Raw genomic sequence first — 26,465 nt, forward strand, 5'->3', positions numbered from 1 at the left:
CTCTTTTCCTGCATACTTCAACAAATTTATTTGATAATTATTAATAATACTCCAATAATTCTTTATATCTTCTCCCCACATTAGATTTTGGAGCTTCAAAAATATTATCTGGAGAACCTTCTTCAACTATTATACCATCATCCATTAAAAGGATCTTATCAGCAACCTTTAAGGCAAAGGATATTTCATGAGTAACAATAATTACCGACTTGTCACTATCCTTTGTTAAATCTTCAATCACCTCTAATACTTCTTTAACTAAAATAGGATCTAAGGAGGCAGTAGGCTCATCTAAGAGCATCAAACTTGGCTGAACTACCAAGGCTCTAGCAATACCAACTCTTTGCTGTTGCCCACCACTTAAATTACTAGAATAACTATTTAACTTATCATCTAGCTTCACTTTCTCTAAAGCCCCAATTGCTCTCTTTTCAACCTCTTTTTTAGGTAAAGAACTTTGAATCAAAGGGAGCATTACATTTTCTAAAGTAGTTAATCGACCAATTAAGTTAAAATTTTGAAAGACAAACCCAATCTCACCTCTAATCTCTAAAAGTCTATCCTCTTGAAGGTCCAAAATCGGGATACCCTTAAATATTATATCACCACTATCAGCTTCTGTTAAGCGATTTATGCAACGAATTGTAGTAGATTTTCCACATCCACTTGGCCCCATAATAACAACTGTCTCTCCTTCTTCAACCCTAAAACTTACTCCCTTTAAGACTTCAACTTCTCCATAGCTTTTCTTTAAATCATTTACCTCTAACATAGCTCCATCCTTTGTAGTTGAATTGATATCAGGAATCTGGAATCAGTAAGGTCAAAATCTAAACTCTAAAGCTCTTTAATATGACCTTTAAGTTCTTGATCTCACAGGTTCCTAATTCCTGATTACTGACTTCTAGTAATAAAGCTGTGTTTTATTACCTAATCAAAATAAATATATCTCTTATTTATCAACTTCAATAACCCAGGCTTTCCAGCTGGTATAACTATCTCTCGCATAATCTGACTATAACTAAAACCAAAGGATTCTCCTGCTATAAACTCTTCCTTAGAAACCTTGTTTAGTGTTTCAGCTTTATTTGTAACTATTAATCCAATAAGACCTCCTAATAGAAAGCTACCATAAACAGGAAAGTAAGGGATCTGAGCGCCTGTCAAATAAAAGGAAGTACCCAAAATAGTTGCTCCTACTCCCACTCCATAATAATAGGATAACTTCTTATCTCCTACCTTTAGCTTGATTGAGTTAATTATTAAACTTTGATCAAAAAAGAGAGAAAATATAGTTAAAATAATAGCAGCTACAGCTGTTAAAAGAGTCTTAACCTCTCCAACAATCTGATAGACTTGCCCCCTTAAATTAGGTGCTATTACTCCCACCTCTGATCTATTAAGAGTACCCTCTCCATTAAGAAACCTTTCAACTAAGCCTTCTAATTTATCAATATCTATATCATTTTTGTGCATAAGCAGGGATATCTCCCCGCCTGGAATAACTTCACCTGATATATGACGATTTATTAAATCTATACTCTGAGTAATATCCTCATCTCTTAGTTTTGGTAAAGATTCCTGAATATATTCCAGTTCACCAATAATAGCCTCAAAATCAACCTCATGCATCTGAATAACCTTCCCCCGAAGATCCATCATATCATCATAAAGTTCATCTCCCTTTATAATATCAAAGCCCTCAATAAGCTCTTGGTTATCTAAAGTACTCAAATAACCTTCAAGATCTTCACCGCTAAATTCCTCCCCTTTACTTAATAGATCTTTAAATAAATCAACCTCCTTTTTCCAACTTAAAAGCTCTTGTAATAAAGGATTGTATTGATTAATATAAGCTACTACTTGAGAGGTGTTTTCATCTAGTGACTGGGCCAACTGGACTAAAGCCCCTTCTAATTCATAAAGGCTATTTTGATAAGGATTATTTGCTATACTCTGGGCCTGTTCTCTAATTCCTGCAGCAGTTTCTTCTAATTTAAAGGTGCTTTCTTCTATTATACCCTTAAGGAAATTCATTCTTTCTAAGATATCAATAAACCTAACTAAAATTAAATCAAGTCTGTTAACTGACTTAATTAAGCTATCTAAGTCAATGTCATTTAAATCATCTTTATAAAGGCTCATACGTTGGTTTATACCCTTTAAATCCAAAAGAGCTTCCTCTAATTCATCAAAGGTACTTGTTAGATAGGCCAACTGATCAATAATACCATCTGCATCCTTAAAGATATCCTCCAAGTATGGTAATACCCTATTTATATCATTAATAACCCGGGCCAACTCTTGGCGAGGGTTATTAACTTTAACATCTCCAATTGCCTTATCCAAACTTCCTCCATTTAAACGATAAATCTTATCTCCTAATACCTCTAAACTATCTCCTTGCTCAATCCTTCCTCTTCCTAAGTTACCATCTACCTCTTCAATCCTTACAATTATCTGCTTTTCACCCTTAGAAGGAAGAACAAGCCTCTCCCCTTCCTTTATTTCAAAATCAGGATAAAATTCAACCTCTATCTCTGTAGAATAGCTACTTAGAAAAGAGTTCATCTCCTGCATCGTCTTAATCAATGAATCCATATCTTCCTCTCCCATAGAGGTTATATTTTCAACTTCATCAAAACCTTCTCTTTCTAAGACTGCCATCAAATCATTACTTAACTCAATTACCCCATCTTCATCTTCAGTGATGGGCAAACGCAAAGATAAGACTTGATAGGTATCTAATATGATCTCAAGCTTTTCTTCTACCTTAGATAAGTCACCAGAACCTTCAACTATAACCTCTATCCTATCACGATCACCAAAACTAAAGTCTACCCCTTCTAAAGAATCTACCTTCTCCTCTACTATATCCCTAGCCCCACTCCTTAAACCTCTTAAAGTGACCCTAGGCTCAATCATCAAAGAAAGGTTATTAAAACCGCTTATACTATCAAAATATCCTCCCATTTCTGAGAAAACTTCGCTACTCCTATACTCCTCATCCACTTTAATAAAAAAGTTACTCTTTCCTAAGATATCAACCCCTTCAATTAACTTAGAACCTGGTATCCTACTATCAATAATCTCCTTTATCTGTGGTAGTGCCTCTTCTTTGGCATCCTCATTTATAATCAAAGCCCAATCATAATCACCATAATCACCAATCAAACCATTTACTGTATCTCCAAAATAAAAATCGGCCAAATAACCGATTATCCCTGCTAGCAAAGAAATTATAAGAATTGTGACTACCAATAATACAGTAATATCTCTTCTGAAGTCTGTTTTAAGAAGAAACATATTATCACTCCTATTCCTTCTACATTATAACATCTGCCATAAGGAATATAAACAGAACCCTTTAAGTAATTAATGGAATTTTTATTGGAATATTAACCTAAAAAAGAGAGGGTTTCCCCTCTCTTTGCTCTAAATATCAAATTCCATCTCTACCTGACCTTGGGCATCTATAGATCCATCCTCTAAATTAATAACGATTCTACGACTTCTCATCCACTGCCCATCTTCTTTGATTTCAGCACTTCCTGTAACGACCATCTCTTCTTTATTATCATCATATTCAAGCTTATCTCCTCTGATTTCTTGATTATCATAGATAACAAAAACATCATCTTTAGCTAGCATATCATTAGAATCTGTCCATATCTTTAGATAATTACTTGTTAACTCTAAAGCTTTGCCTCCTCTATTAGACTCTAACCTTACATCTTCTTGAGCAATTAAAGTATCTTCATCAGCATCAACTGCTAATCTATTACCCTCTATCAAATCACCATCTCTTCTAGTTAAGATCACATTATCTTTAGCATCCAAAGATCCACTTTCTAAATAGATCATTAACTCATCTGCCTTTATTACCTCTCCATCATCGTCTAACTTAGCATTTCCGCTTACCTTCATTTCTTCCTGCTCATCAAAGTAGTCTAACCTATCTCCATAAACTTCTTTTTGATCATAAAGGAGAAATACATCTTCCTTAGCCAGCATATCATTGCTATCAGTCCAGATTTTTAAATGATTACTGCTTAACTCTAAAGATCTACCTCTTCTTTGTGACTCTAAGCTTACATCTTTTTGAGCAACTAAGATATCTTCTTCAGCATCTATTGCTAATCTATTACTCTCTATTAAATCACCATCTCTTCTAGTTAAGACCACGTCGTCTTTAGCATCCAAAGAGCCACTCTCTAAATAGATTAACAACTCTTCTGCCTCTATTATCTCTCCATCATCATCTATTCTAGCACTTCCTGTAACCTTCATCTTTTCCTTTTGGTCAAAATAGTCTAATCTATCACCATAAACCTCTTTTTCATCATAAAGGAGAAACAAATTATCTTTTGCCATCATATCATTACTATCTGTCAATATTTTTAAATAATTACTGCTTAACTCTAAAGGTTTACCACTTCTTTGCGCTTCTAACCTTACATCTTCTTGAGCAAGCAACTCATCTTCTTCTCCATCAATATTTAATGTATTGCTGCTTATTATATCTCCATCTCTTCTAGTTAAAAGGACATTGCCTAAAGCATTTAAGGATTCACTTTCTAAATAGATGTTTAGCTCATCTGCTTTTATCAACTCTCCATCATCATCTAACTTAGTATTTCCTTTAACCCTAATCTCTTCTAATTGATCAAAGTAATCTAGCCTATCCCCGTAAATTTCTTTTCCACTATGAAAAAGAAATACATCTTCCTTAGCTAACATATCATTGCTCTTTGTCCATACCTTTAAATAATTACTGGTTAAATCTAAAGCTTCCCCTCTTCTTTGGGCCTCTAAGCTAACATCATCTTGGGCTATTAGGGTGTCTTCCTTTAAATCCAACTCCAGATCTTGACTATCAATTATATCTCCTACTTCTCGAACTAATTTAACACCACCACTAAAATAAGCCTTGTCATTATTTCTCTCTAGCCTAAGCTTATCAGAGCTTATCTGGTTACCTTCATAATCTAATAAAACATTTTGAGTTGCTATATAGATATTCTCTTCTTTTATATAACGAAGCCTCTGAGAGCTTAACTTGGCCCTCTCTCTTTCTGAAGGTTCTTCTTTTATTCCTTCTTGGGCCAACAAGTTGATTGAGCAGAGAGTAATGATAAGAAGAGTCATAATAACTCTATTCTTCATCTTCCTCAGCCCCCCTCATATCAAACTCCATCTCTACTCCACCAGAAAAATCAACAATATCCTTCTCTAAGTCCATTACCATACTCTTAGCATAGAGATCACCATCTAATAATTTAACCCAAACATCCTCATTACTAATTAACTCTTGACTTCGATCAACCCACCTTAGCTTTTCACCCCTAATCTCCTCACCACTTTTTTGTTTAAGTATTACATTTCCTTCTAAATTAACATTCTTGCTAGACTTATAATAAGTTGCCCTGTTAGCATTGAGTCTATATTCAACCTTACCACGATTAAAGAGTTTACCTTCTGTTATATCCTCTAAAATCATTCTTGCTTCATTATCATCTCTAGATAACCTAGGTTCTAAAAGCCTCAAAGCCAAAATATCCCATCTCTTTTCACCACCATCATAACTGACTACTCGTGACTCTCTAATCTGATATTGGTATTTAGGATCTGGACTATCAACCTCTCCGCTACTAGTTATTATTTCATATACTAAAAAGCCTCCCCCAATAATAACCACTAGTATAATCAGTAGATATACATTAGTCTTCTTCATCTAAAATTCCCTCCAAGTCAACGTCATAAAGCATACCTTCTTCTTCATTACTACCAAATCTAAATTCACCTTGAGGGAAGGCTAAAATTTGGTATTGGAACCAAGTCTCTTGTTTTATATGATCATAAGCCAAGGTCACCTTACGACAATGTAGCATCTTTTCGATAGCAATGTTGGCCCTAGTAAATTCTCCATCTTCATTATCATATCTACTTCCTAACTTAATAGTCCATTCCCATTCATCTTCTCCAAAAGTCCAATCTAAATCATTCTCAAACTGTAAGCTAGATATATCTCCATCATCAAAATCAGCTATAATCGCTGTATTAAACTCAAAGTCATTATAATTAACCATCATCTTGGCCCCAAAACTTTCAAAATGATTTTGATTTAGATCATAACGCAAGAGCCCTTCAATATCATAGTGTTCATTAATATTATAATTTAAATTACTCTCTAATCTATCAAACTCTTCTTCAATAAAGTCATACCCTGTCTTGATATTAAAATCACTCTTATCTACAGCCCATTTTAATTCACCAGTCAACTTATTTTCAGGATCCCTTAAAGTCTCATTAAATCCATCTGGAATCTCACCCTGACTTTGTTGATAAGTATGATTTAACTGATTAGTCCAATTTTCTAAGATACTTGTTCTCAACCTTAATCTACTTCTATGCCACCAATTTAAGTGACCCGTACTATAAAAATTCTGTTGCAAAGTCTGGCGATAATTAATATTATTTCTAGTACCTAGCTGCTTATTGTCATTATAATTTAGATTATAATACCCATACTGTCTTCTTTCACCCCAATTTTCTTGATACTTATTGAATCCACCAAGTTTTAAAACTACTGGTCTAAGATAAGATTGGTTAGTTATATGCCTCATTCTCATCTCTAAATCTAACTTAGGAAGATAATAATAATCCAACCCTTCATTAGTCTTCTCCTGCCTTGTCTCTAAATCTAATTTATAACCCCTTCTATTATAACTTAATTTTACATCAGCATCATAATGCCAATCTAAGTCATCCCTTCTCTTTTCTTGGTCATAATCACTAAATTCATAACCAGACTCGAGCCTCCAATTATTATAATTGATCCCTAATCTAGTATCATAATCTAAATTTAAATTATTAGACTCTTCTTCTGAATAATAGTTATTATAATAATATTTATAATCAAAATCTAAATTATTGCTTAGGTAGTTAGTATAATCTAACTTAAATCCATACTCATCATACTCTTTACCTTCTCCTTGGAAGGGATTAATAGAATCATAATCTAATCTCAGCCTAATATGATCATCTCTATTAGCTCTATTATTACTCCACCTTTTACCTAAATCCAAATCTAAATTATACTCATCAGTAATTTTTCCGTTGGTTCTATCTTGAAATTCATATTCAAAGTCTAAATCTAACCTATCTCTAAAATTTGAAGTCTTAAGCTCAAAACTGCTACCAAATTCAAATCTATTATCATAGGTATTATCTTTATTATAAGATAATTCGAAATCATTATTCCACTTATCCATATCTAATTCTTGTTTAAGCTCTAACTCTAACTTTTTATCATATCTTCTATCTTTAGTGTAAGCTAAGTTGAGCTCATTATCCCCTATATCAAAGAAAGTTTTCTGACTAAAATCTAAGTCCAAGGTATAATCCTCTTGATTAGGATTATTAAAATAATCTCCTTGATGATTTCTATACTCTATAGTATAATCCCTCTCTAAATCTTTAGTCTCTAGCTCTCTTTCCACCTTAATCTCTAAGCTTAAGTCCTTATCTTCTTCTCTATTATCCTCATCTATGAAAAGATATAAATAAGCATTATCATCTTCTAACATACGATAGTAATGCTTAAAACCACCAGCAAACCTGCTCTCTGTATAATAATCTAAATAAAGCTGACCTGCTCCTCCTGCCAAATAATTTAATAATCCATCATTATAATAAAGAGGAAGGTTATAATTGTAAGTATTTTGTATAAACCAACCCCTACTTCTACTATGACCAATACGAGTCTGTAATGCTTGCTCATCATCTTCATCTAAAGAGTATCGAACATAAGGAAGATAAAGAATAGGTATTCTTCCATCAAATTCCCATAAACTGATATGATAAGCTACCACCTTATCTCCTGGATATATACTCATAGACCTAGCTTGGAAGTTATAATGAGGCTTGTCAAGATCACAAGCTGTAAAGGTTAGATCAACAAATTCACTTTTGTCTGGACTATGTTTTACTTTAGAACTATTAATTCGAATTGGCTCAGTGGCATGATCACTAATAACAATCCCTTCAGATTCTACAAGAATACCTTCTTTAGAATTAATATTATACTCTAACTCTTTACTATCAAACTCTCCATCTTCACCCTTAACTTTAACCATCCCAAAAGCTCTCAGCTTATTCTCAACTAAATCTATCTCTATCTGATCAGCATATACTATAATATCATCTAATTCTATCTGTGCGTTACCAAAAGCTTGAATAAATTCATCCTCACGATAATACTGAACCCTATCAGCTCTCAACCTACCCTTATCCCCTTGAGCAAAAGAATGAGGGGCAGATACTAAAATAATTATTATTAATAAGAATATAATCTTTAATCCTTTAACTTTAATTATCCTCACCCTCCCCCCTATTACCTTAAGTTTAAATAATCCTCCTTAAAAATCAGAAGAACTCCTAAAATAGCAAAGCCTAGGTTAGGTATCCAAGCTGCCCAGAAGGGATCTAATAACAGATTAATACCAAGAGATCTAGTAATAGAAGAAGTTAAGTAATAAATGAAAATAATTACTACACTTGCAATTATCCCAAATATTCTTCCTTTATTAGATTTAATGCTCAAAGGTGCCCCAATTAAAACAAATATTATACTTACTAAGGCTTGAGCCAACTTAAAGTGATACTCTACCCGAAGATCATTAGTATCCCTTCCACCTTCTCTAAAAAGCTTAATCCTCTCTCTTAATTGGGCTCTATTCATCTGATTAGGACGCTTGTCTTCACCATAATAATCTCTAATACTCCGTTTTATATCTAGCTCTAAAGTCTCAAAAGAATAATTTTTTTTACTAAAACCACCCTTATCTAACAGATTGACTAAACCTTCTTCTAAATAAATAAAATCATCCTTAAAAAAACCCTTAGGTGCACTTATCAATCTATTTTCTCTTTTATCATAGACAACAATATTCTCTAATCTTTGTTCTTGGTCATCTACACTACCAATACTAAAATACTTATCTTCTCTACTCTTAAAGAATAATTCTTCATCTTCTTCAATCCTGCTTCTTTGGTAGATATCCTCATCGATTACCCTTTGATACTCTTCGTTGGACCAAGGCAATACCCTTTCAGTTATAAAATAATTCACTCCGCTTATTAAAGTTGCCAAAAGCAATAGAGGAAGAACCATTCTACTAAATTTAATCCCACCCATTCTTAAGGCTGTAAACTCATTGTCACTGACAAATCTACCTAAGGATAATATGGTAGCAAATAATACCGCAATAGATAAACTCTCAATAATAACCATAGGTAATCTATATAACAAAAGCCTTCCTACTATAATTGCTGGAATCTCTCTGATTATAATAAAGTCAGTCAATTCAAAGAGATAAGCACTAATCAAAATTACTATTAAAGCAAAGACCATTAAAAGAAACAACTTAATAAATTCAAAAGCTAAATATTTATCTACCAACTTAATTGATTTCATAACTTCCCCCAATTAAATTCATATATTAACGCCTTAATTTAAAGTACTCTTCTCGCAAGATTAAATAAAGACCTCCTATAGCAAAGATAATATTAGGTAACCAAGCAGCAACTAGAGGTGATAAGAGATCATTTCTACCCATAGAAGTAGAAAAGGAAGTTGCTACATAATAAATAAGTATAACAATTATACTAGCTACTATACCAAAACTTCTTCCTCGATTTGACTTAATGCTCAAAGGCGCTCCAATTAAAATAAATATCAAAGAGATAAAGGCTTGGGCTAACTTCAAATGATACTCAACTAGCAATGAGCTAACCCTAAGACCGCTTCGCTGAAAAAGTTCTATATCCCTTTTTAATTGCTTTCGACTCATTTCAGAAGTTGTCCTTTGCTCACCATAAAAGTTCCTTAAACTTTGATTTAAATCAAGTTCTAATTCCTGAAAATTAGATTGACCTAATAATTTACCATCATCATCGAAGGTATGAATAACCCCATCATTTAAATGCCATATCTTATCCTCAAAATATCCCTCTTTAGCTTTGATAAAACGCGGAAAAGAAGACTCCTCTTCATACTCATAAAGCATAACACCTTTTAAAGCCCCTGATCTATTATCTATCTCATTTATATAGAAGTACCTATCTTCACCTTCAAAGAATACCCCAGCTTGTAGATTAGGAAACCCTCTCTCTAAGATTATCCTTCTTATAATATTTTCAGCCTCATGGTTGGTCCAAGGTACAACTCTTTCATTTATGAAAAAAGTTAACCCACTTATTAAGATTCCAATGATTAAATAAGGAATTATTAAGCGGTGTAAACCAATTCCTCCCATCCTCAAAGCTGTAAACTCTCTATTCTTTACCAACTGAGTCATTGATAACAGAATAGAAAATAAGACAGCAATTGAGAAACTTTGTACAATTATATCGGGTAATTTATAGATAAGAAGTAATAATACCCTATCTGCTGCTACATTCTTGACAATAATAAAATCCATTAACTCAAAAAGATGACTACTAATCATAATTACCGTTAAAGTAAATACTGCAAATATAAAAGGCTTCAAAAACTCCTTTACCAGATATTTATCTACTATAGAAAACCCAATTCTTCTCATAATCTATGCCCCTTGACGTATAATTAATAGTTAATAGAGAATATTGAATAGATAAGTTCAGTAAATAGATAAATTCAAAATCAAGATCATTCTTTGCCCCTTGTTCTTATGACCTTAATTATCAACTATCACTTCTCAACTGCTCTTTGCTATCCCCTATTTCTTTATAACCTGATACTCCACTTTCTCTTCAACTAATCTCAAAATCAAGTCAATCTTAGATGTAGCTTTAATTTTATTAGATGTAGAAGCAAAATAATCACCTTTATCTATCTTCCCATTACCATTTGTATCTATCCAAGCAAATAACTTACCTTCTTTAACCTGTGGTGGTATAGAATATAAACCATCTTTATCCACTCCATACATCTGAGTTAAGACCTTAATTCCCTTCTCATTATAATCACCCAAAAAGACAACTGCATCGGTGATTTTAGCATCAGTTAAAGCAGCATGAGCATTTATAAGTCCATATCCATACCTATAATCCCAACCAACATTTCCTAAGCTTTGAGAAGTTAATCTTAATTGCTCTTTTATCTCTTGAGAAGTATTAACAACGCCTTCTGCCAATAAGAGGGCAGCCACCCCTGAGACATGAGGAGCAGCCATAGAGGTTCCATTCATCTTTCTATACAGGTTAGAATGATAAGTAGAAATTATATTATTACCTGGTGCTACAAAATCTATCTCTCTTCCTACATAAGAAAAATCAGATAATTTCAAATCATAATCAACTGAACCTACAGCAATAGTTTCTGGATATGCTGCTGGATAAAGTAATTCCATTGGTCTATAACTTCCTCTATAATTTCCTGCTGCTGCTATAATAATAACCCCTTTACTATAAGCATATCTAATTGCATACTCTAGCGTTTTTGATGGATATTTTGAACCTAAACTCAAATTTATAATCTGAGCACCTTGATTTGTAGCCCAAACTACCCCTTGGGCAGCTTCCAAGTTACTACCAAACCCCCGATCATCAAGGACTTTAACAGGAAGCAAAGATATATCCCAATTACTTCCGACTACTTGTCCAGTATTATTATTTGATAAAGCTCCAATTATCCCAGCTACATGGGTTCCATGACCATTAAAATCATTAGGATTATACCTTCTTTCATCATCCTTGCTTACTGTAAAATTCTTTCCGTCTAATAATAACCCCTTAAATTCTCTATGATCTAAATAAATTCCAGTATCAAGAACTGCCACTACAATCTCTGAAGAACCATTACTTACTTCCCATGCTTGAGGTAAGCTAACAAGTGGATAATTCCATTGCTTATGGTATTGAAAATCTTTAGGTTCAACAGAGCTTATAGATACTTTAGTATTTAATTCGATATATTCTATAAACTCGTTCTTGCTAAGTTCTTTTAATAACTCTTCGTCCTCAATTTTCCCACTACTCTTAAAGACTTTAACCCCTAAAGAGTCTACCTTATCTACTAAAGTAAGTTCATATTTATTGGTGATTTTTTCTTGATCACTAAATGAACCACCTTCAAACTTAATTAAAAATTGACTTTCTTTACTTTCTTCAGACTCTTTAGTTAAATTATTAATTTCTAACCTACTATTTGCATTATCCTTTGTAGGTGATTTGAACTCTTCCCAATCTACTAGAGTATTAGAGAGAGTAATATGCCCTTGAATGAAAGAAGTATCACTATTAGTACATCCACTTAAAAATATAAGTATTGTCAAAGCAACTAGAAATTTTCTTCTCATCTCCTTACCCCTCTCTAAAATCTAATTACAAACCATCCCCTAATTAAAAACTCCTCTAAATCAATAGATTTAGCTTCCATCTTTTCATCACCTAAAGAAAATAGATGTCTACCCTTGTCATCTTCTAAAATATCAAAGTACAAATGACTATAAGAAGCAACCAAGTGTAGACCATAGTGATCATTAATAGGTAACTCTAAGCTACTCTTATATCTATAGTTTATATCTTTACCTTTATATAAGTAACTAAGTCTATAATCAGTGTACCAATCTCCATAACTAATATCTCGATTTAATTCTAAATCCATAAAATATGGGCCAAGGCCTGTCCTTACCTCAAAAAATCCACCATTACTATTCAAAGGATACCTGTAGCTAACTCCTGCTAATAGTCCTCTGACTACTGATCTATACTCTTCCTGGTATGAACTCATATCAACTATAGGGACCTCTACTTGAGCGTAATTATGTTCAAAGTCAAACACTAAACTAAACTTATCACCAATAGAATAACTATTACTGATATTAAATCCAAATATTCCTTCAACAGAAACTCCATCCTCTATGCCCTCATTAATTGGAAAATCACCAATTAAATATTCATTACATTTAAAATTTATAGGTCTATAATTAAAGTTCACCTTTAAAAAATCATTTCCTATCAACTGGTACTCAGATAATATTGAAAAAATAAGATTATCTTTATTTATAAATTTTTTATCCCATAATTGGTAATTATAATTATCAGAAGCTAAAATATTTTCTCCCATATCTAAGTTTATCTCACTAATACCTGCTCTAGCAACTTTAATATCTGTAAAGATAAATACTAAGCAGATAATAAACATAAAAGTATTTATATTTAAGTTTATTTTTTTAAACATTTTCTTCCCCCTATTAATATATATTATACAAATATCTATCATCACCTTCTAAAATTGATTGTGAAAAATAGCTATATATGTATTGCATACCCTAAAAAATAGAAAAGAGGCTTTCAATGAAATTAATTTCAGAAAAGAAAATTAAAAAATATATCTTCATTCTGACTATAATACTAATATTTTTAATAGTGCTGCTATTTATGGAATTTACCTCAACAAATAATAACGATTTAGAATCTTGGATTTTTAAGTATGAACTATATCACGATATAAATGATTATCTCTATAATTCAAATAAACCACCAGATGAGATAATAGAAAAAAATAAATTGAATAAGTTAAGAACAGCCCTCCTACTTTATATAAATGATTATAATAAGTTTCCAAAAGACTTAAAAGATCTAACGGATGCTTACCTCTATGAGATACCTAAAGAACCAAATTCAAATAATAATAATATATCAGATAAATTAGACTATTCTGGAGGATGGTATTATAACCCTTTAAAATTTAATGGACAAGACCTTAATAAAGGAGTACAAAAGATCTTAAAAACCAATACAAATAATAGTAATTATAATAATCAATTTTTTGACCCTTATTGGGTCTGGATAAACACACAAGAGCAAAAGTTATATTTTATGGAGGGTAACAAAGCATTGACATCTTATCCTATTGGTATAGGTAGCCCTGAAACCCCTACTCCAAAAGGAACTTTTCGAATAAAAAACAAATTAAAAATATATGGTGAAGAAAAAAATCAATTTGGGGACTATTGGTTAGGGATAGACCTTTGGACCAAAGGTGGAGGCTATGGAATACATGGTTCTCCCTATGAAGATATAGAAGTAACAAAGCAAGAGTCTAGAGGGTGTATTAGAATGAGAAATGAAGATGTAAGGGAGCTTTACTATTACCTCCCATTACAGAGTAGAGTGGTTATAAAGTAATAAAGCGTAGCTTTATTACTCGTTATGGTTAATCAGTAATGAGTAATGTGTAAAACCTTAAAAACCAAAAACCCCTTTGTTAGCTGAATTTTAATAAGTGGTTTTGATATTTTGACCTTACTCATTACTCATCACCCATTACTAGTAGTACGATAGTGTCACTTAATTCCTATCCACCTTCAAAAAAGAAAGCAAACGAATTTAAATTCGTCTGCTTTCTTTATATTGTTTACTTAAGCACTGCACCTGTATTAGCGGAAGTTACTAATTTAGCATAACGGGATAGGTACCCTGTCTTAATCTTAGGTTCCGGCGCCTCCCACTCTTTAAATCTCTCTTCTACCTCTTTCTGGCTTAGCTTAATATTTAATTTACCATTAGGTATATCAATCTCGATTATATCTCCTTCTTGGACGATAGCCATTGGCCCACCTTCCATAGCTTCAGGAGAGATATGACCAATAGATGCACCCCTTGTAGCTCCAGAGAAACGCCCATCAGTAATTAATGCCACCTCTTTATCAAGACCTACACCAGCAACAGCTGAAGTTGGTGTCAGCATCTCTCTCATACCAGGCCCTCCCTTTGGCCCTTCATACCTAATAACTACTACATCACCTGGCTTAATATCTCCATTATGAATAGCAGCTACTGACTCCTCTTCTGAATTAAATACCCTAGCTGGCCCCTTATGGACTAACATCTCATCAGCTACAGCAGCCTGCTTAACTACAGCACCATCTGGGGCCAAATTCCCCTTTAAGAAGGCCAATCCACCCTCTTTATGATAAGCTGTTTCAAAACTTCTAATTATATCATCATCTAAAACCTCTGCTTCAGCTAAATTATCTTTAATAGTCTTACCTGTTACAGTAATCAAATCATCCTCTAACACACCTTCTTCACTTAAGACCTTCATAACTGCAGGAATTCCACCTGCCTCATGTAGATCTTGAATGTGATGACTTCCTGCTGGACTTAAGCTACAGATATGTGGTATTTCTGCTTTAAATTTATTGATTAACTCTAGATCCAGCTCTATACCTGCTTCATAGGCAATAGCTGGTAAATGTAAAGCAGTATTGGTAGAACAACCCAAAGCCATATCTACCTTTAAAGCATTATCAAAGGACCTCTCATTTAATATATCTAAAGGTTTAATATCTCTTTCAAACATCTCCATTACCTGCATCCCTGCATATTTGGCTAATCTTATTCTGTCTGAATAAACAGCTGGAATTGTACCGTTACCAGGTAAACCCAACCCTAGTACTTCTGTCAAGCAGTTCATAGAATTAGCTGTAAACATTCCAGAACAGGATCCACAGGTTTGACAAGCAGTATTTTCAATCTCAGATAACTCACCCTCACTCATCTTATCTGTCTTGTAAGCGGCAACACCTTCAAAAACAGTATTCAAATCTATATTCTTTCCTTTATGCCTCCCAGCTAACATTGCCCCCCCACTTACAACTACCGTAGGAATATTTAACCTAGCAGCTGCCATTAGCATAGCTGGAACTATCTTATCACAATTTGGAATTAATACTAAAGCATCTAAAGCATGCGCCTTAGCCATAGTCTCCACTGAATCTGCAATTAACTCTCTACTAGCTAAAGAATAATGCATCCCTTCATGTCCCATAGCTATACCGTCACAGACACCAATTGCTCCAAACTCCAAAGGTGTTCCACCCTTAAGCCTAATTCCTGCCTTAACACCATCTGCAATCTTATCTAAGTCAGTGTGACCAGGAATCAACTCATTTACCGAATTACATACACCTATTAATGGATTCTCCAATTCCTCATCTGTCAACCCTGTTGCTTTAAGCAAGGACCTCTGTGGAGCTTTATCAATCTTCTTAGTTACATTTTTACTTCTCATCTTCTCTCCTCCTCTTTTCATTAACTATTAACTCTCACCTTCAGTCTAATATTTTTATACTAAATTAAAGGTTTAAGTACTTCTAATTATCAAATACCTATCTGCTACTAATATTTAATTTTAATTGATTTAAATATATTCTAACAGAAATCCAATACCCTATCAACATAGTTTTAATTTTAACTTAAAGCATTAACGATAATTTTTGCAGGAAAAATTATACATTTAGTGAATTATATATTTAGTTACTGTTAGTCTCTATCTACTGACTTTTAGCTAAAAACTTTAAACCTTGCCTCTTATTAAAATTTAAATAATAAAGAGATCATTATTTTTGAAGTTTTACCCATTACTCATCATTCATCACTAGTAATATAGAAAGGAAGTATAGAATATGTCCGAAGAAGTCCTAGATCTACCTATAGAAAACAAAAAAAGATTTGGCTTTTTAAAGCAGATAATGAAACTTCAGTTAATCTGGTATCTAATTAACTTCTTAATAATATTCTTTCAGTCAGCTATATCTTTTGAACTTACCTTTATCGATGACTTTTATAAGATTATATTCAAAGTAATCGGTAGATCATTTTTTATATCTTTTTTATTATATTGGTCTACTATGATCTATAACTTATCCTTTAGAGAGTTAGGAATTAACTTTACAGATTTTTGGACCAAAGCCAAAATAGGAATTAAATTAAGTGCTATATTATTTTTAGGTGTCTTACTACTTCACCTACAGTTGGCCCATAATAATTCAAACCCTTTAGTTGAGGTAATTAACTTAGAAAATTTAAGTATAAGTTTATTTTACTTTTTACTTTTATTTATAGCTTATCTAATCCCGGCATTTAGTAAAGAGTTACTTTATAGAGGTTTTATATACTATCACTTTAGAAAAAAATTTGGGGTTTTTATAGGTTTTTTCATAAGCCTAATCTATTATGTTGGTAGCTATCTAAATCCTAACCTAGAAGCAATCATAATCTATACTATAGTTGGAATAATTAACACCTATCTCTACGAACGGAATAATTCTATACTCCCATCTACAATCTTTCAAAGTGCTTATTATGCTTGCTTATCCTTATATCTCTTCTCCTTCTCAGGTTGGCCCTTCTAAAGTCTATTATTCATACCTATCTACTTTAAAGGACAATACCTTTATATCATCTTCTGCTGAAGGGATCCCAGCCTTTCTCTTAGCAATTTCTAATTGCTTAGATACACTATCTACCCCAGCCAAGTTAGGTAACAATATCCCTCTTTTACCATCCTTCTCTACTAGTATCCCATCTTCTTTGGGATCTAACTTACTCAAATCATCTACCTCTTTTACTTCCCCTAATACATCTACAGTATAAACAAGATTCTCTAATTCATTTAAATTAACAGGCTTAAATCTGGGATCTTTAAAGGCTGCTTCTAAAGCATTTTTTATTATCTCATTGGCCCTATTTGCTGTAGTAGGTTGAATGCTTCCAATACATCCTCTTAATACTCCATCCTTCTTAATTGAGACAAAGGTTCCACCCCTTTGGGCCAACTTAGGGTCAACCTTAGCTGGAGGATCTATAAACTCTTTATTTTTAAGATACTCTTCTACTGCCTTACGAGCCAACCTTACAGCCTCACTCTCATTTTCTCTAGCCTTTCTTATCTGCTCTTTCTTTTTTTTGGCAATTAGATCTAGTAGCCCCTTTTTATTCTTCTTCTTTAAAACCTTGTAACAAGCTACTGCATAACCTACTCCAAAGGGTCCTTCATAAGATAGTACTCCCCCTTCAACCTCTAAGCGATCTAAAGCTCCAAGCATAATCATTATCGATCTTAGACCACACTCTCCTGCTTTTTCAATCAAAGACGAATCTAAATCAAAAAATCCTTCAGCCTGCAAATTATCAAGAAGGTCTACAACCTTTTTATCAAAAACCTCCCCCTTAGGATCAAAGCCACCTGGAGTACCTTCTTTTAACCTATGAGACAAGTCACCACTAGCAATAACAGCCACCTTATAGCCCTTATTTTCTCCTATCAGCTGTATAATCTTGCCCAACTTATAAAGATCTTCATAAGATAACATACCAATAGTAATAGGTACAATTGGTTTTCTTATCTCTTCTTTTTCTAAGTAATACATAGGAACTAAAACACCATAATCAAGCTTCATTTGAAGGTTCAAATTATCAGCAGTAGATTTATCAACTCTAGCTACTGTAATACCTTGGCTATTTGCTGCTATAGCTAACTCTTTAGTAAATTCTTCATGTAGATTATAGCTTAATTCTATATCACCTCTGCCAAAATTACTAAAGTCACCTTTTAACTCCTTGGCACTTAATATCCCGACAGCATCTGAAAAGACCTGACCATGAGGACTGATTGTAATGATTAAATCAGGGTCAACCTCTTTAACCTCCTTAGCTAAGCTCTCCATACTTCTTTTAGTATTCTCGATAAATTTAATCTCCTCTGTACCAACCTCTGGAACCAATACCGGTGGATGAGGAGTTAAACCTGCAAATACAACACCTTTCATTTTATCATCCCTTTCTTTATTAGCTATTAACTATTAGCTACCAGCCTCTAGTATTGAGCAATAATCTTTTATTAAAATAGATATTTAATCTTTAGCTAAAAGCCAGCAGCTAGAAACTAATAACTAGTTATTAGTATACCTTTTTTCCTAAAGCTGAGGTTATTAGATCTACTGCTAATTGAGCACTTTTATTATACTTATCTAAGATAGGATTGACCTCTACTAAATCCATAGACCTTAATATATTAGCCTCAAAGAGCATCTCCATAGCTAAATGAGCTTCTCTATAGGTTAATCCACCCTTAACTGGTGTACCTACTCCAGGAGCCTCTAAAGGGTCTAATACATCGATATCAAAACTCAAATGAACACTTTCAACATTCTGGCTACTAATCTTAATAGCCTCTTCCATAACTTGATAGATCCCCTTTCTATCAATATCATCCATTGTAAATACTGTAACTTGAGAAGTCTTCAATAATTTTGCTTCTTCTCTGTCCAAATCCCTTACCCCTACCAATACAGTATTTACTTCCTTAACCTTAGGGTGAATTCCTCCACACCTAACCAGATTTTCCTCTCCTCTTCCTAATATGGCTGCTAAGGGCATACCGTGTATATTTCCACTTTGGCTACTTTCATATGTATTAAAATCTCCATGAGCATCAATCCAGATTAAACCCAACTCTTTGTTGGCCCTAGCAGCACCTCCGACACTTCCCATACTGATACTATGGTCTCCGCCTAATATAATAGGGAAATTTCCATCCCTTATAACCCGCTCAACCTTAAAAGCTAATAGATCGCAGATCTCTACAACTTCTGTGAGGAATTTAACCTCCTCCTTAGTATTTTTTCTCCTTAAAATAGGTATAGGTAGATCACCTAAGTCCTCAACATTTAAGCCCATCTTCTCAATCTCTTCTACTAAATGAGCATATCTAATTGCACTTGGCCCCATATCAACACCTCGACGGTTGGCCCCAAAGTCTGTTGGAACCCCTATCACCTTATACTTCAATCCCTATCATCCTCTCTATAGTAAAACTTCTTTACATAAGGCGATGTAGCAGCTCTAAGTAAAGAAGAATAATTTAATCTAAATGAAACCTCATCTCCTACCATAACTCCTTGGACATTAGTTAAATCAACAATTAAATGATCACTGCTTGCACCCTCAACTATTATACCCTTATTACATGGTATTAATCCCTTCGCTTCTATATCTTGGCTTCCTATAGCTAAAATCCCTCTCCTTCTAATCTCTTCATCTAAACTATTATTAACATTACTATCTCCATTAACCTTGTCCGAATTAACCGGCTTATTCTTAATTTCTATTACCTCAGCCTTTAACTTAATACCATCTAATTTAGTAAAAGAAAACTTATCCCCAGATGGCACCTTCCTTCCTAGAATAATCGTCTCGCCTACCCTAAGTTGATTGGTTATAGGTGTATACCCTTCTTTTAATAATAACGGTAATGAGCTACTATTCCCCCCTGAGATTATAGGTAATTTTCTTCCCAGTAAACCTTCTGCCCCTTTTACAAGTTCCATTAATTGTAACATCTTATCCTCAGTAGGTAAGACCCCCCTAAAACAAGCTAAATTACTTCCTAAACCTACTAATCTAATATTTTTTAAAGTTCTTATTTCATCAACATAATTCAATGTATCTTTAGGAAGTACACCTTCTCTTCTATCACCTAAATCTATCATTAAAATTATCTTATGTACTTTATTCAAGCTAGCTGCTTCTTTATCTAATCTATCTATCACCTCTAATTGAGAGTTTAAACTAATATCAGCAATCTTAACAACCCTCTTAGCCTGACTTAACATAGGAATTCTAAGTAACATTAAAGGAACCTTTAATCTCTTTAATTTTTTTAAATTATCTAATCTAGAATCTCCTAACCCAACTACTCCCCCTAATATCATAGCCTTTGCTATCTCTATATCTCCGCCTACACCTTTAATAACACCAAAGATATCAATCCCTTTAGATTTAGCTAATTGAACTATCTGTCTAGTATTATCTTCGATTATACTTAAGTTTATATCCAGTTTAGGATTTGCCAAGATCATTACCTCCATAAATTAATCTATCTTCCAAAATATCAAACTAATTATTTTATTAATATTTTATCTAGACATAAGAAAAAGGAAGAGCCGAAACTCTTCCTTTGTAAAGTATATAGATTATCTTTTTGAGAATTGTGGTGATTTACGAGCTTTTTTGCGTCCATATTTCTTACGTTCTTTCATTCTTGGATCCCTAGTTAAGTATCCAGCTTTCTTTAGTACATCTCTATAATCACCTTCAGTTTCTAATAGAGCACGAGCAATACCATGACGGATAGCTCCGGCTTGTCCTGAAGTTCCTCCACCTTTAACAGTAACAACAATATCAAATTCACCTACTGTACCAGTAGCTTCTAATGGTTGCTTAACAATTTGCTCTAAAACATCTCTACCGAAGTATTCTGTTAAAGGCTTATCATTTACAACTATCTTACCATCACCTGGTAATAATCTTACACGAGCAGTTGAATTTTTTCTCCGTCCAGTACCTAAGTATTCAACTTCTGCTGCCATCTATATCTCCTCCTCTCTTATTATAATTCTAATTTTTTAGGCTCTTGAGCTTGGTGTGGATGTTGCTCACCAGCATAAACCTTTAATTTTTTGAACATTTTTCGACCTAATTTGTTCTTAGGTAGCATTCCTTTTACAGCAAGCTCAATAACCTTTTCAGGTTGCTTTTCTAATAGCTCGCCATATGGAATAGACTTAAGTCCACCTGGATACTGAGAATGTTTATGATACATCTTCTGCTTTAACTTATTTCCAGTTAGATGCACCTTCTCTGCATTTACTACGATTACATAATCACCTGTATCCATATTTGGCGTATACATAGGCTTATGTTTACCTCTTAAAATCTTAGCGATTTCTGTAGCAGCACGACCTAGTGTCTTACCGTCCATATCAACAACATACCAATCACGATTATTTTCTATATCTTTTGGATTAGCCATATATGTGCTCATATTCTTCCCTCCTTATTTCCTATTTAATATTATATCAACTGACCGGGGCTGATCAGTGGTAAGCAATAAACACAATCATATTTTTATTTTATTATACCTTGGAATAAGTGTCAAGGTTTTTTACAATTAATTTAATAGTAAATTTTCTCTAAAAATAACCCACAAGCTGGAGCTGTTGGCCCAGCTTGTTGACGATCTTTAGCCAACAAAATCTTTTGTACCCCTTTAGGGTCTATTTTATTAAGCCCTACTTTAATTAAGGTACCCATTATTATTCTGACCATCTTGTACAGAAATCCTCCACCTTTTATCCTAATAACTATTAAATTATTACTTTTCTCTATATCTATACTAAAAATCTCTCGAATAGAAGTCTTAGCATTACATCCTGCCGACCTAAAAGAAGAAAAATCATATTTCCCAATTAAATAACTTGCGCCTTCTCTCATCTTATTCAAATCTAATTTCCTTTTAATATGGTAAGCATAATTACGTACAAAAGGAGAAGGTATATTATTATTATAAATTTGATATGAATAAACTTTATCTTTACTATTATACCTAGCATGAAAATCATCATCTACATCAATTGTATCAATAATAATTATATCCCTAGGTAATTTAGTATTTAATGCTAAAGGAAACCTTTCTACCGGAATAGGTGTGTCTACCTTAAGATTAAAAACCTGACCTTTAGCATGTACACCAGCATCAGTTCTACTAGCTCCAATTATCTTGACATCTTCTTTTAGTAAAGTCTTAAGTCCATCCTCAATTGCTTCTTGTACTGTCCAGGCATTATCTTGCCGTTGAAAACCATGATATTTACTTCCATCATAAGCTACTTTAAACATTAAATTCCTCATAAAACTCACTCCATTATAAGAAGATACCCACAGAAATTAAATACACAAAACTTAAAGCTAATACTATATAATCTTTATTAACTAAAAGAAGAGCATTCATTCTACTACGACCTTCTCCCCCTCTATAGCACCTCGCCTCCATTGCTAAAGCAAGGTCATCTGCTCTACGGAAGGCATTAACAAACAAAGGAACTAATAAAGGGATTAAGCTCTTAGCTTTATTAATTAAATTTCCACTCTCAAAGTCTGCTCCCCTAGCCTTTTGAGCCTTCATTATCTTTTGTGCTTCTTCTAATAATGTGGGAATAAACCTTAAGGCAATACTCATCATCATAGCTAATTCATGGGCTGGAAGACCAATCTTTTCAAAGGGTTTAAGTAAACTCTCTAAACCATCTGTAAGTGCCAAAGGTGATGTAGTAAGTGTTAGTAAAGAAGTATATGACACTAAAAAGATCAACCTTAAAGACATAAATAATCCCATCCTTAAGCCTTCCTCTTCAATTTTTAAAAACCTCCACTCCCATATGATCTGACCACCTCTTGTCATAAAAAGGTGAACAATCAAAGTAAAGGAGATTATAAATATTAAGGGTCTTATACTCTTAATAATGTATTTAACCTTTATCTTAGATAATAATACTGTAACTAAAATAAAGAAAGCTAAAAATAGATAGCCTGTAAAAGCATTAATTAGAAATATGGTAATAATAAAAAATATAATAACTAAAATCTTTATTCTAGGATCTAAGCTATGAATAAAAGAGTCTCTTTCTATATATTGTCCTATTATAATATCATCTAACATTTTTTAACCTCTCATCACTCTTAATATTTCTTTTTTTGCTTCCAAAATAGTAAATAAATCAGTCCTCATATCATCTATATTCAACTTATTCTTCAACTCATGCATAACCTTAGTTATTTGAGGCACACCCAAACCTATACCCTCTAATAAATCTACATGAGAAAAGACAAAATTAGGAGTTCCCTCTAAAACAATCTTACCTTTTTCTAAGACTATAATCCTATCTGCTAACTGACCAACCTCTTCCATACGGTGAGAGATTAAGATTATAGTTAATCCAGATCTTTTCTGTAAAGAAGTTATCTCCTGTAGCAACTCTTCTCTTGCCTTTGGATCTAAACCTGCAGTTGGTTCATCTAATATTAATACCTCAGGTTTCATCGCTAGTACTCCAGCAATAGCAACCCTTCTTTGTTGGCCACCAGATAATTTAAAAGGTGATTTATCCTTAAACTCTTTATAGTTTAAATTAACAGCAACTAGAGCTTCTTTAACTCTTTCTTCTAACTCTTCTCCCTCTAACCCTAGATTTTTAGGGCCAAAAGCAACATCTAAAAACACATTTTCTTCAAATAACTGATGCTCTGGGTACTGAAATACTAGTCCTACCTTCTGTCTTACCTCTTTTAAATCCTTTTCCTTAGTAATATCACTGCCACCTATAATAATTTCACCTTCAGTAGGCTTTATAAGACCATTTAGAGTCTGTACTAAGGTAGATTTACCTGATCCAGTATGACCAATTAAACCAATAAATTCACCCTTTTCAACCTTAAAATCAATATCTTTTAGAGTATAATTGCCAACTAATTCCTTATCATAATTGTGACTTAAATTTCTTACTTCAATGAACATAACAAATTCACCAGCCTATCAACTTCAAAGATATCATCTGGAAGGTCTAATCCTGATTTCTGTAATTCTAAAGCTAACTGAGCAACTTGAGGTAAGTCCAAATTATACTTTTTAATCTGATTTACCTTGGCAAAAATATCCTTTGGAGTTCCTTCCAAAGCAACTCTTCCACCATCCATTACAATAATTCTATCAGCTTTAATTGCCTCATTCATAAAGTGAGTGATATGGACTACAGTCATTCCTAAACTTTTATTTAACTTTTCTATAGTTGAAATTACACTCTTTCTACCTAAAGGATCTAACATAGCTGTAGGTTCATCTAAAACTAGACACTTAGGCTTCATAGCTAATACACCTGCAATGGCTATTCTCTGCTTTTGACCTCCCGATAAGTTATGAGGTGCATGCCTTTTAAACTCTTCCATCCCAACTTCTTTTAATGCCCAATCTACCCTATCTCTTATCTTCATAGATTCTAAACCTAAATTCTCTGGACCAAAGGCTACATCTTCTTCAACAATATTAGCAATTAATTGATTATCAGGGTTTTGAAATACCATACCAACTTGTTGTCTAATATTCCAAATATTATCCCTATCTTTAGTTGACCTACCATTAATTTCAATATCCCCTTCAGTGGGTATCAATAATCCATTAAGCATTTTAGCTAGTGTAGACTTTCCAGAACCATTATGTCCAACAATTACTACAAACTCTCCTGAATTAACCTCCAAATCAACTTCTTTTAATACCCAATTCCCTTTACTATTATAACGATAATGCAGATTTTCTATATTTATTAATGACATTTTTTCACCCAACCTGATATAAAAAAACAGCCATTTATACCGGACGAATAGATATAAGGTATTCTACCTTTACTACGCCCAGTATTAAATAATAAATTATGGCTGTTTAATCGATTATTAATTTTATACTACTCCACTAATTCTAAAATAGCCATTGGGGCAGAGTCTCCACTTCTTGGACCAACCTTAATAATTCTAGTGTACCCACCTTGGCGTTCAGCAAATCTAGGAGCAAGTTCATTAAAAAGAATCTCTACAGAACCTTTGTCTTGAAGTTTGTTCATTACTTGTCTTCTATGATGTTGTGTGCCTTTTTTAGCTTTTGTTATTAGCTTCTCAGCAAAACCCCTAACTTCTTTTGCTTTAGCTTCAGTAGTTTCAATTCTTTCATTTTTAAACAAAGCATTAGCTAAAGAGATTAATAGGGCTTTTCTTGGTCCACTTTTACGACCAAATTTTCGTTGAGCCATAACTATCCCTCCTTCTTAATAGGTCATAATCTTATATTTCAGGTTTCTGTAATTTCAATCCGAGTTCAGAAATCTTAGCTTTAATCTCTAACAATGATTTTTTACCTAGATTTCTTACCTTCATTAGCTCTTCTTCTGTTATATCAGTTAATTCCTCAACGGTATTAATTCCAGCTCTCTTTAAACAATTAGAAGACCTAACAGATAAATCCAACTCTTCAATAGTTGTTTCTAAGATTTTATCTTTTTTCTCTTCTTCCTTTTCGACCATAATATCTACATTATTAATCTCTTCATTTAAATTAATAAATAGGTCTAAATGTTCTTCTAATACCTTAGCAGCTAGGCTTATAGATTCTTCTGGATCTATACTACCATTTGTAATTACTTCCAAAGTTAATTTATCTAGATCACTCCTGCTACCTACCCTAGTATCCTCAACATTGAAGTTAACCCTCTTAATAGGTGAAAAGGCAGAGTCGATAGGTATAACACCGATAATATGCTCTTCTTTCTTGTTATCTTCGGCAGTTACATAACCACGACCTTTTTCAACAACTGCTTCTAAGACAAATTCACCTTCGTCTGACAAAGTAGCTATATGGTGATCTGGATTAACAATCTCAACATCACCACTTACTTTAAAGTCACCAGCAGTTACCTTACCTTCACCATTTGCTTCAATCCTTAAAGTCTGAGGTTCTTCTTCACTTACATTAACAACAACTTCTTTTAAATTTAAAATAATATCAACAACATCTTCCACTACACCAGGTATGGTAGAAAACTCATGTCTAACTCCTTCAATTTTTATAGAGGTTATAGCAGCTCCAGGTAAAGAAGATAACATAATTCTTCTTAAAGAATTACCTAAAGTAATACCATAGCCTCGCTCTAAAGGACTGACAACAAACTTACCATAAGTATCGGTGGACTCTATTCGTTCAATTGACGGTTTTTCAATCTCAATCATTAATCTTAACCCTCCCTTTACCT

23 protein-coding genes are annotated in these 26,465 nt (G+C 33.2%); 2 read left to right on the forward strand and 21 right to left on the reverse strand.

The window, feature by feature from the left end; all coding sequences use genetic code 11:
- Nucleotides 1–40: 40 nt before the first annotated feature.
- The 9 genes from HALSAC_RS0105950 to HALSAC_RS0105990 form a co-directional block, all read right to left on the reverse strand.
- On the reverse strand, nucleotides 41–772 hold the full coding sequence (locus HALSAC_RS0105950; protein WP_027339495.1) for an amino acid ABC transporter ATP-binding protein: 732 nt from the start codon (nucleotides 770–772) through the stop codon (nucleotides 41–43).
- 158 nt (nucleotides 773–930) lie between these two features.
- Nucleotides 931–3,306, reverse strand: a complete 2,376-nt coding sequence (locus tag HALSAC_RS0105955; protein WP_027339496.1) for a hypothetical protein — start codon at nucleotides 3,304–3,306, stop codon at nucleotides 931–933.
- Nucleotides 3,307–3,435: 129 nt separating this feature from the next.
- Entirely contained in the window at nucleotides 3,436–5,166 is a 1,731-nt protein-coding gene (locus HALSAC_RS0105960) for an LptA/OstA family protein (protein WP_027339497.1), read from the reverse strand.
- Entirely contained in the window at nucleotides 5,156–5,734 is a 579-nt protein-coding gene (gene lptC, locus HALSAC_RS0105965; protein ID WP_027339498.1) for an LPS export ABC transporter periplasmic protein LptC, read from the reverse strand. The genes HALSAC_RS0105960 and lptC overlap by 11 nt, the downstream gene beginning before the upstream one ends.
- Nucleotides 5,721–8,384, reverse strand: coding sequence for an LPS-assembly protein LptD (locus tag HALSAC_RS0105970; protein ID WP_027339499.1), 2,664 nt, complete (start codon nucleotides 8,382–8,384; stop codon nucleotides 5,721–5,723). The genes lptC and HALSAC_RS0105970 overlap by 14 nt, the downstream gene beginning before the upstream one ends.
- 11 nt (nucleotides 8,385–8,395) lie before the next feature.
- Entirely contained in the window at nucleotides 8,396–9,478 is a 1,083-nt protein-coding gene (locus tag HALSAC_RS0105975) for an LptF/LptG family permease (RefSeq protein WP_027339500.1), read from the reverse strand.
- Nucleotides 9,479–9,503: 25 nt separating this feature from the next.
- Nucleotides 9,504–10,604: an LptF/LptG family permease gene (locus HALSAC_RS0105980; protein WP_027339501.1), complete on the reverse strand. Its 1,101-nt coding sequence runs from the start codon at nucleotides 10,602–10,604 to the stop codon at nucleotides 9,504–9,506.
- 156 nt (nucleotides 10,605–10,760) lie between these two features.
- On the reverse strand, nucleotides 10,761–12,341 hold the full coding sequence (locus HALSAC_RS16390; RefSeq protein ID WP_051412102.1) for a S8 family peptidase: 1,581 nt from the start codon (nucleotides 12,339–12,341) through the stop codon (nucleotides 10,761–10,763).
- A gap of 14 nt (nucleotides 12,342–12,355) precedes the next feature.
- Nucleotides 12,356–13,225 carry a hypothetical protein gene (locus HALSAC_RS0105990; protein ID WP_027339502.1) on the reverse strand — a complete coding sequence of 290 codons (870 nt, stop codon included), beginning with the start codon at nucleotides 13,223–13,225 and terminating at the stop codon, nucleotides 12,356–12,358.
- Between the two features lie 116 nt (nucleotides 13,226–13,341).
- On the opposite strand from HALSAC_RS0105990, the gene HALSAC_RS16395 reads away from it, so the two are divergent.
- A complete protein-coding gene (locus HALSAC_RS16395; RefSeq protein ID WP_051412103.1) occupies nucleotides 13,342–14,175 on the forward strand; it encodes a L,D-transpeptidase in 834 nt (277 codons plus the stop codon).
- Between the two features lie 229 nt (nucleotides 14,176–14,404).
- Here the strand turns inward: HALSAC_RS16395 and ilvD are convergent, their stop codons facing one another.
- Nucleotides 14,405–16,063 (reverse strand): dihydroxy-acid dehydratase, encoded by a 1,659-nt coding sequence (ilvD, locus tag HALSAC_RS0106000; protein WP_027339503.1) that lies wholly within the window; start codon nucleotides 16,061–16,063, stop codon nucleotides 14,405–14,407.
- A 394-nt stretch (nucleotides 16,064–16,457) separates the two neighbouring features.
- Here ilvD and HALSAC_RS0106005 point away from each other — a divergent pair, with 394 nt between their 5' ends.
- Complete coding sequence (locus HALSAC_RS0106005) at nucleotides 16,458–17,186, forward strand: CPBP family intramembrane glutamic endopeptidase (protein ID WP_027339504.1); 729 nt, start codon at nucleotides 16,458–16,460, stop codon at nucleotides 17,184–17,186.
- A gap of 6 nt (nucleotides 17,187–17,192) precedes the next feature.
- Here HALSAC_RS0106005 and amrA read toward each other — a convergent pair whose 3' ends face one another.
- The 11 genes from amrA to HALSAC_RS0106060 all read right to left on the reverse strand — a co-directional run bounded on the left by amrA (nucleotide 17,193) and on the right by HALSAC_RS0106060 (nucleotide 26,442).
- Nucleotides 17,193–18,602 (reverse strand): AmmeMemoRadiSam system protein A, encoded by a 1,410-nt coding sequence (gene amrA / locus HALSAC_RS0106010; protein ID WP_027339505.1) that lies wholly within the window; start codon nucleotides 18,600–18,602, stop codon nucleotides 17,193–17,195.
- 130 nt (nucleotides 18,603–18,732) lie between these two features.
- Entirely contained in the window at nucleotides 18,733–19,623 is an 891-nt protein-coding gene (gene rocF / locus HALSAC_RS0106015) for an arginase (RefSeq protein ID WP_027339506.1), read from the reverse strand.
- Entirely contained in the window at nucleotides 19,620–20,693 is a 1,074-nt protein-coding gene (locus HALSAC_RS0106020; RefSeq protein WP_027339507.1) for an alanine/ornithine racemase family PLP-dependent enzyme, read from the reverse strand. The genes rocF and HALSAC_RS0106020 overlap by 4 nt, the downstream gene beginning before the upstream one ends.
- 114 nt (nucleotides 20,694–20,807) lie before the next feature.
- Complete coding sequence (gene rpsI, locus HALSAC_RS0106025) at nucleotides 20,808–21,203, reverse strand: 30S ribosomal protein S9 (RefSeq protein WP_027339508.1); 396 nt, start codon at nucleotides 21,201–21,203, stop codon at nucleotides 20,808–20,810.
- A gap of 20 nt (nucleotides 21,204–21,223) precedes the next feature.
- Nucleotides 21,224–21,658, reverse strand: a complete 435-nt coding sequence (rplM, locus tag HALSAC_RS0106030) for a 50S ribosomal protein L13 (protein WP_027339509.1) — start codon at nucleotides 21,656–21,658, stop codon at nucleotides 21,224–21,226.
- A gap of 131 nt (nucleotides 21,659–21,789) precedes the next feature.
- The gene (gene truA / locus HALSAC_RS0106035; RefSeq protein ID WP_027339510.1) at nucleotides 21,790–22,524 is read right to left on the reverse strand and encodes a tRNA pseudouridine(38-40) synthase TruA; all 735 of its coding nucleotides are present in this window, start codon (nucleotides 22,522–22,524) and stop codon (nucleotides 21,790–21,792) included.
- A gap of 13 nt (nucleotides 22,525–22,537) precedes the next feature.
- Nucleotides 22,538–23,332: an energy-coupling factor transporter transmembrane component T family protein gene (locus tag HALSAC_RS0106040; protein ID WP_027339511.1), complete on the reverse strand. Its 795-nt coding sequence runs from the start codon at nucleotides 23,330–23,332 to the stop codon at nucleotides 22,538–22,540.
- Nucleotides 23,333–23,335: 3 nt separating this feature from the next.
- The gene (locus HALSAC_RS0106045; protein ID WP_027339512.1) at nucleotides 23,336–24,187 is read right to left on the reverse strand and encodes an energy-coupling factor transporter ATPase; all 852 of its coding nucleotides are present in this window, start codon (nucleotides 24,185–24,187) and stop codon (nucleotides 23,336–23,338) included.
- Complete coding sequence (locus HALSAC_RS0106050) at nucleotides 24,172–24,999, reverse strand: energy-coupling factor transporter ATPase (protein WP_027339513.1); 828 nt, start codon at nucleotides 24,997–24,999, stop codon at nucleotides 24,172–24,174. Before HALSAC_RS0106050 ends, HALSAC_RS0106045 begins: the two co-directional genes overlap by 16 nt.
- A 128-nt stretch (nucleotides 25,000–25,127) precedes the next feature.
- Nucleotides 25,128–25,469, reverse strand: coding sequence for a 50S ribosomal protein L17 (rplQ, locus tag HALSAC_RS0106055; RefSeq protein WP_027339514.1), 342 nt, complete (start codon nucleotides 25,467–25,469; stop codon nucleotides 25,128–25,130).
- A 31-nt stretch (nucleotides 25,470–25,500) separates the two neighbouring features.
- Nucleotides 25,501–26,442 carry a DNA-directed RNA polymerase subunit alpha gene (locus tag HALSAC_RS0106060; protein ID WP_027339515.1) on the reverse strand — a complete coding sequence of 314 codons (942 nt, stop codon included), beginning with the start codon at nucleotides 26,440–26,442 and terminating at the stop codon, nucleotides 25,501–25,503.
- Between the last annotated feature and the right edge of the window lie 23 nt (nucleotides 26,443–26,465).

The organism is Halonatronum saccharophilum DSM 13868 (assembly GCF_000517025.1).
Classification (GTDB): domain Bacteria; phylum Bacillota; class Halanaerobiia; order Halobacteroidales; family Halobacteroidaceae; genus Halonatronum; species Halonatronum saccharophilum.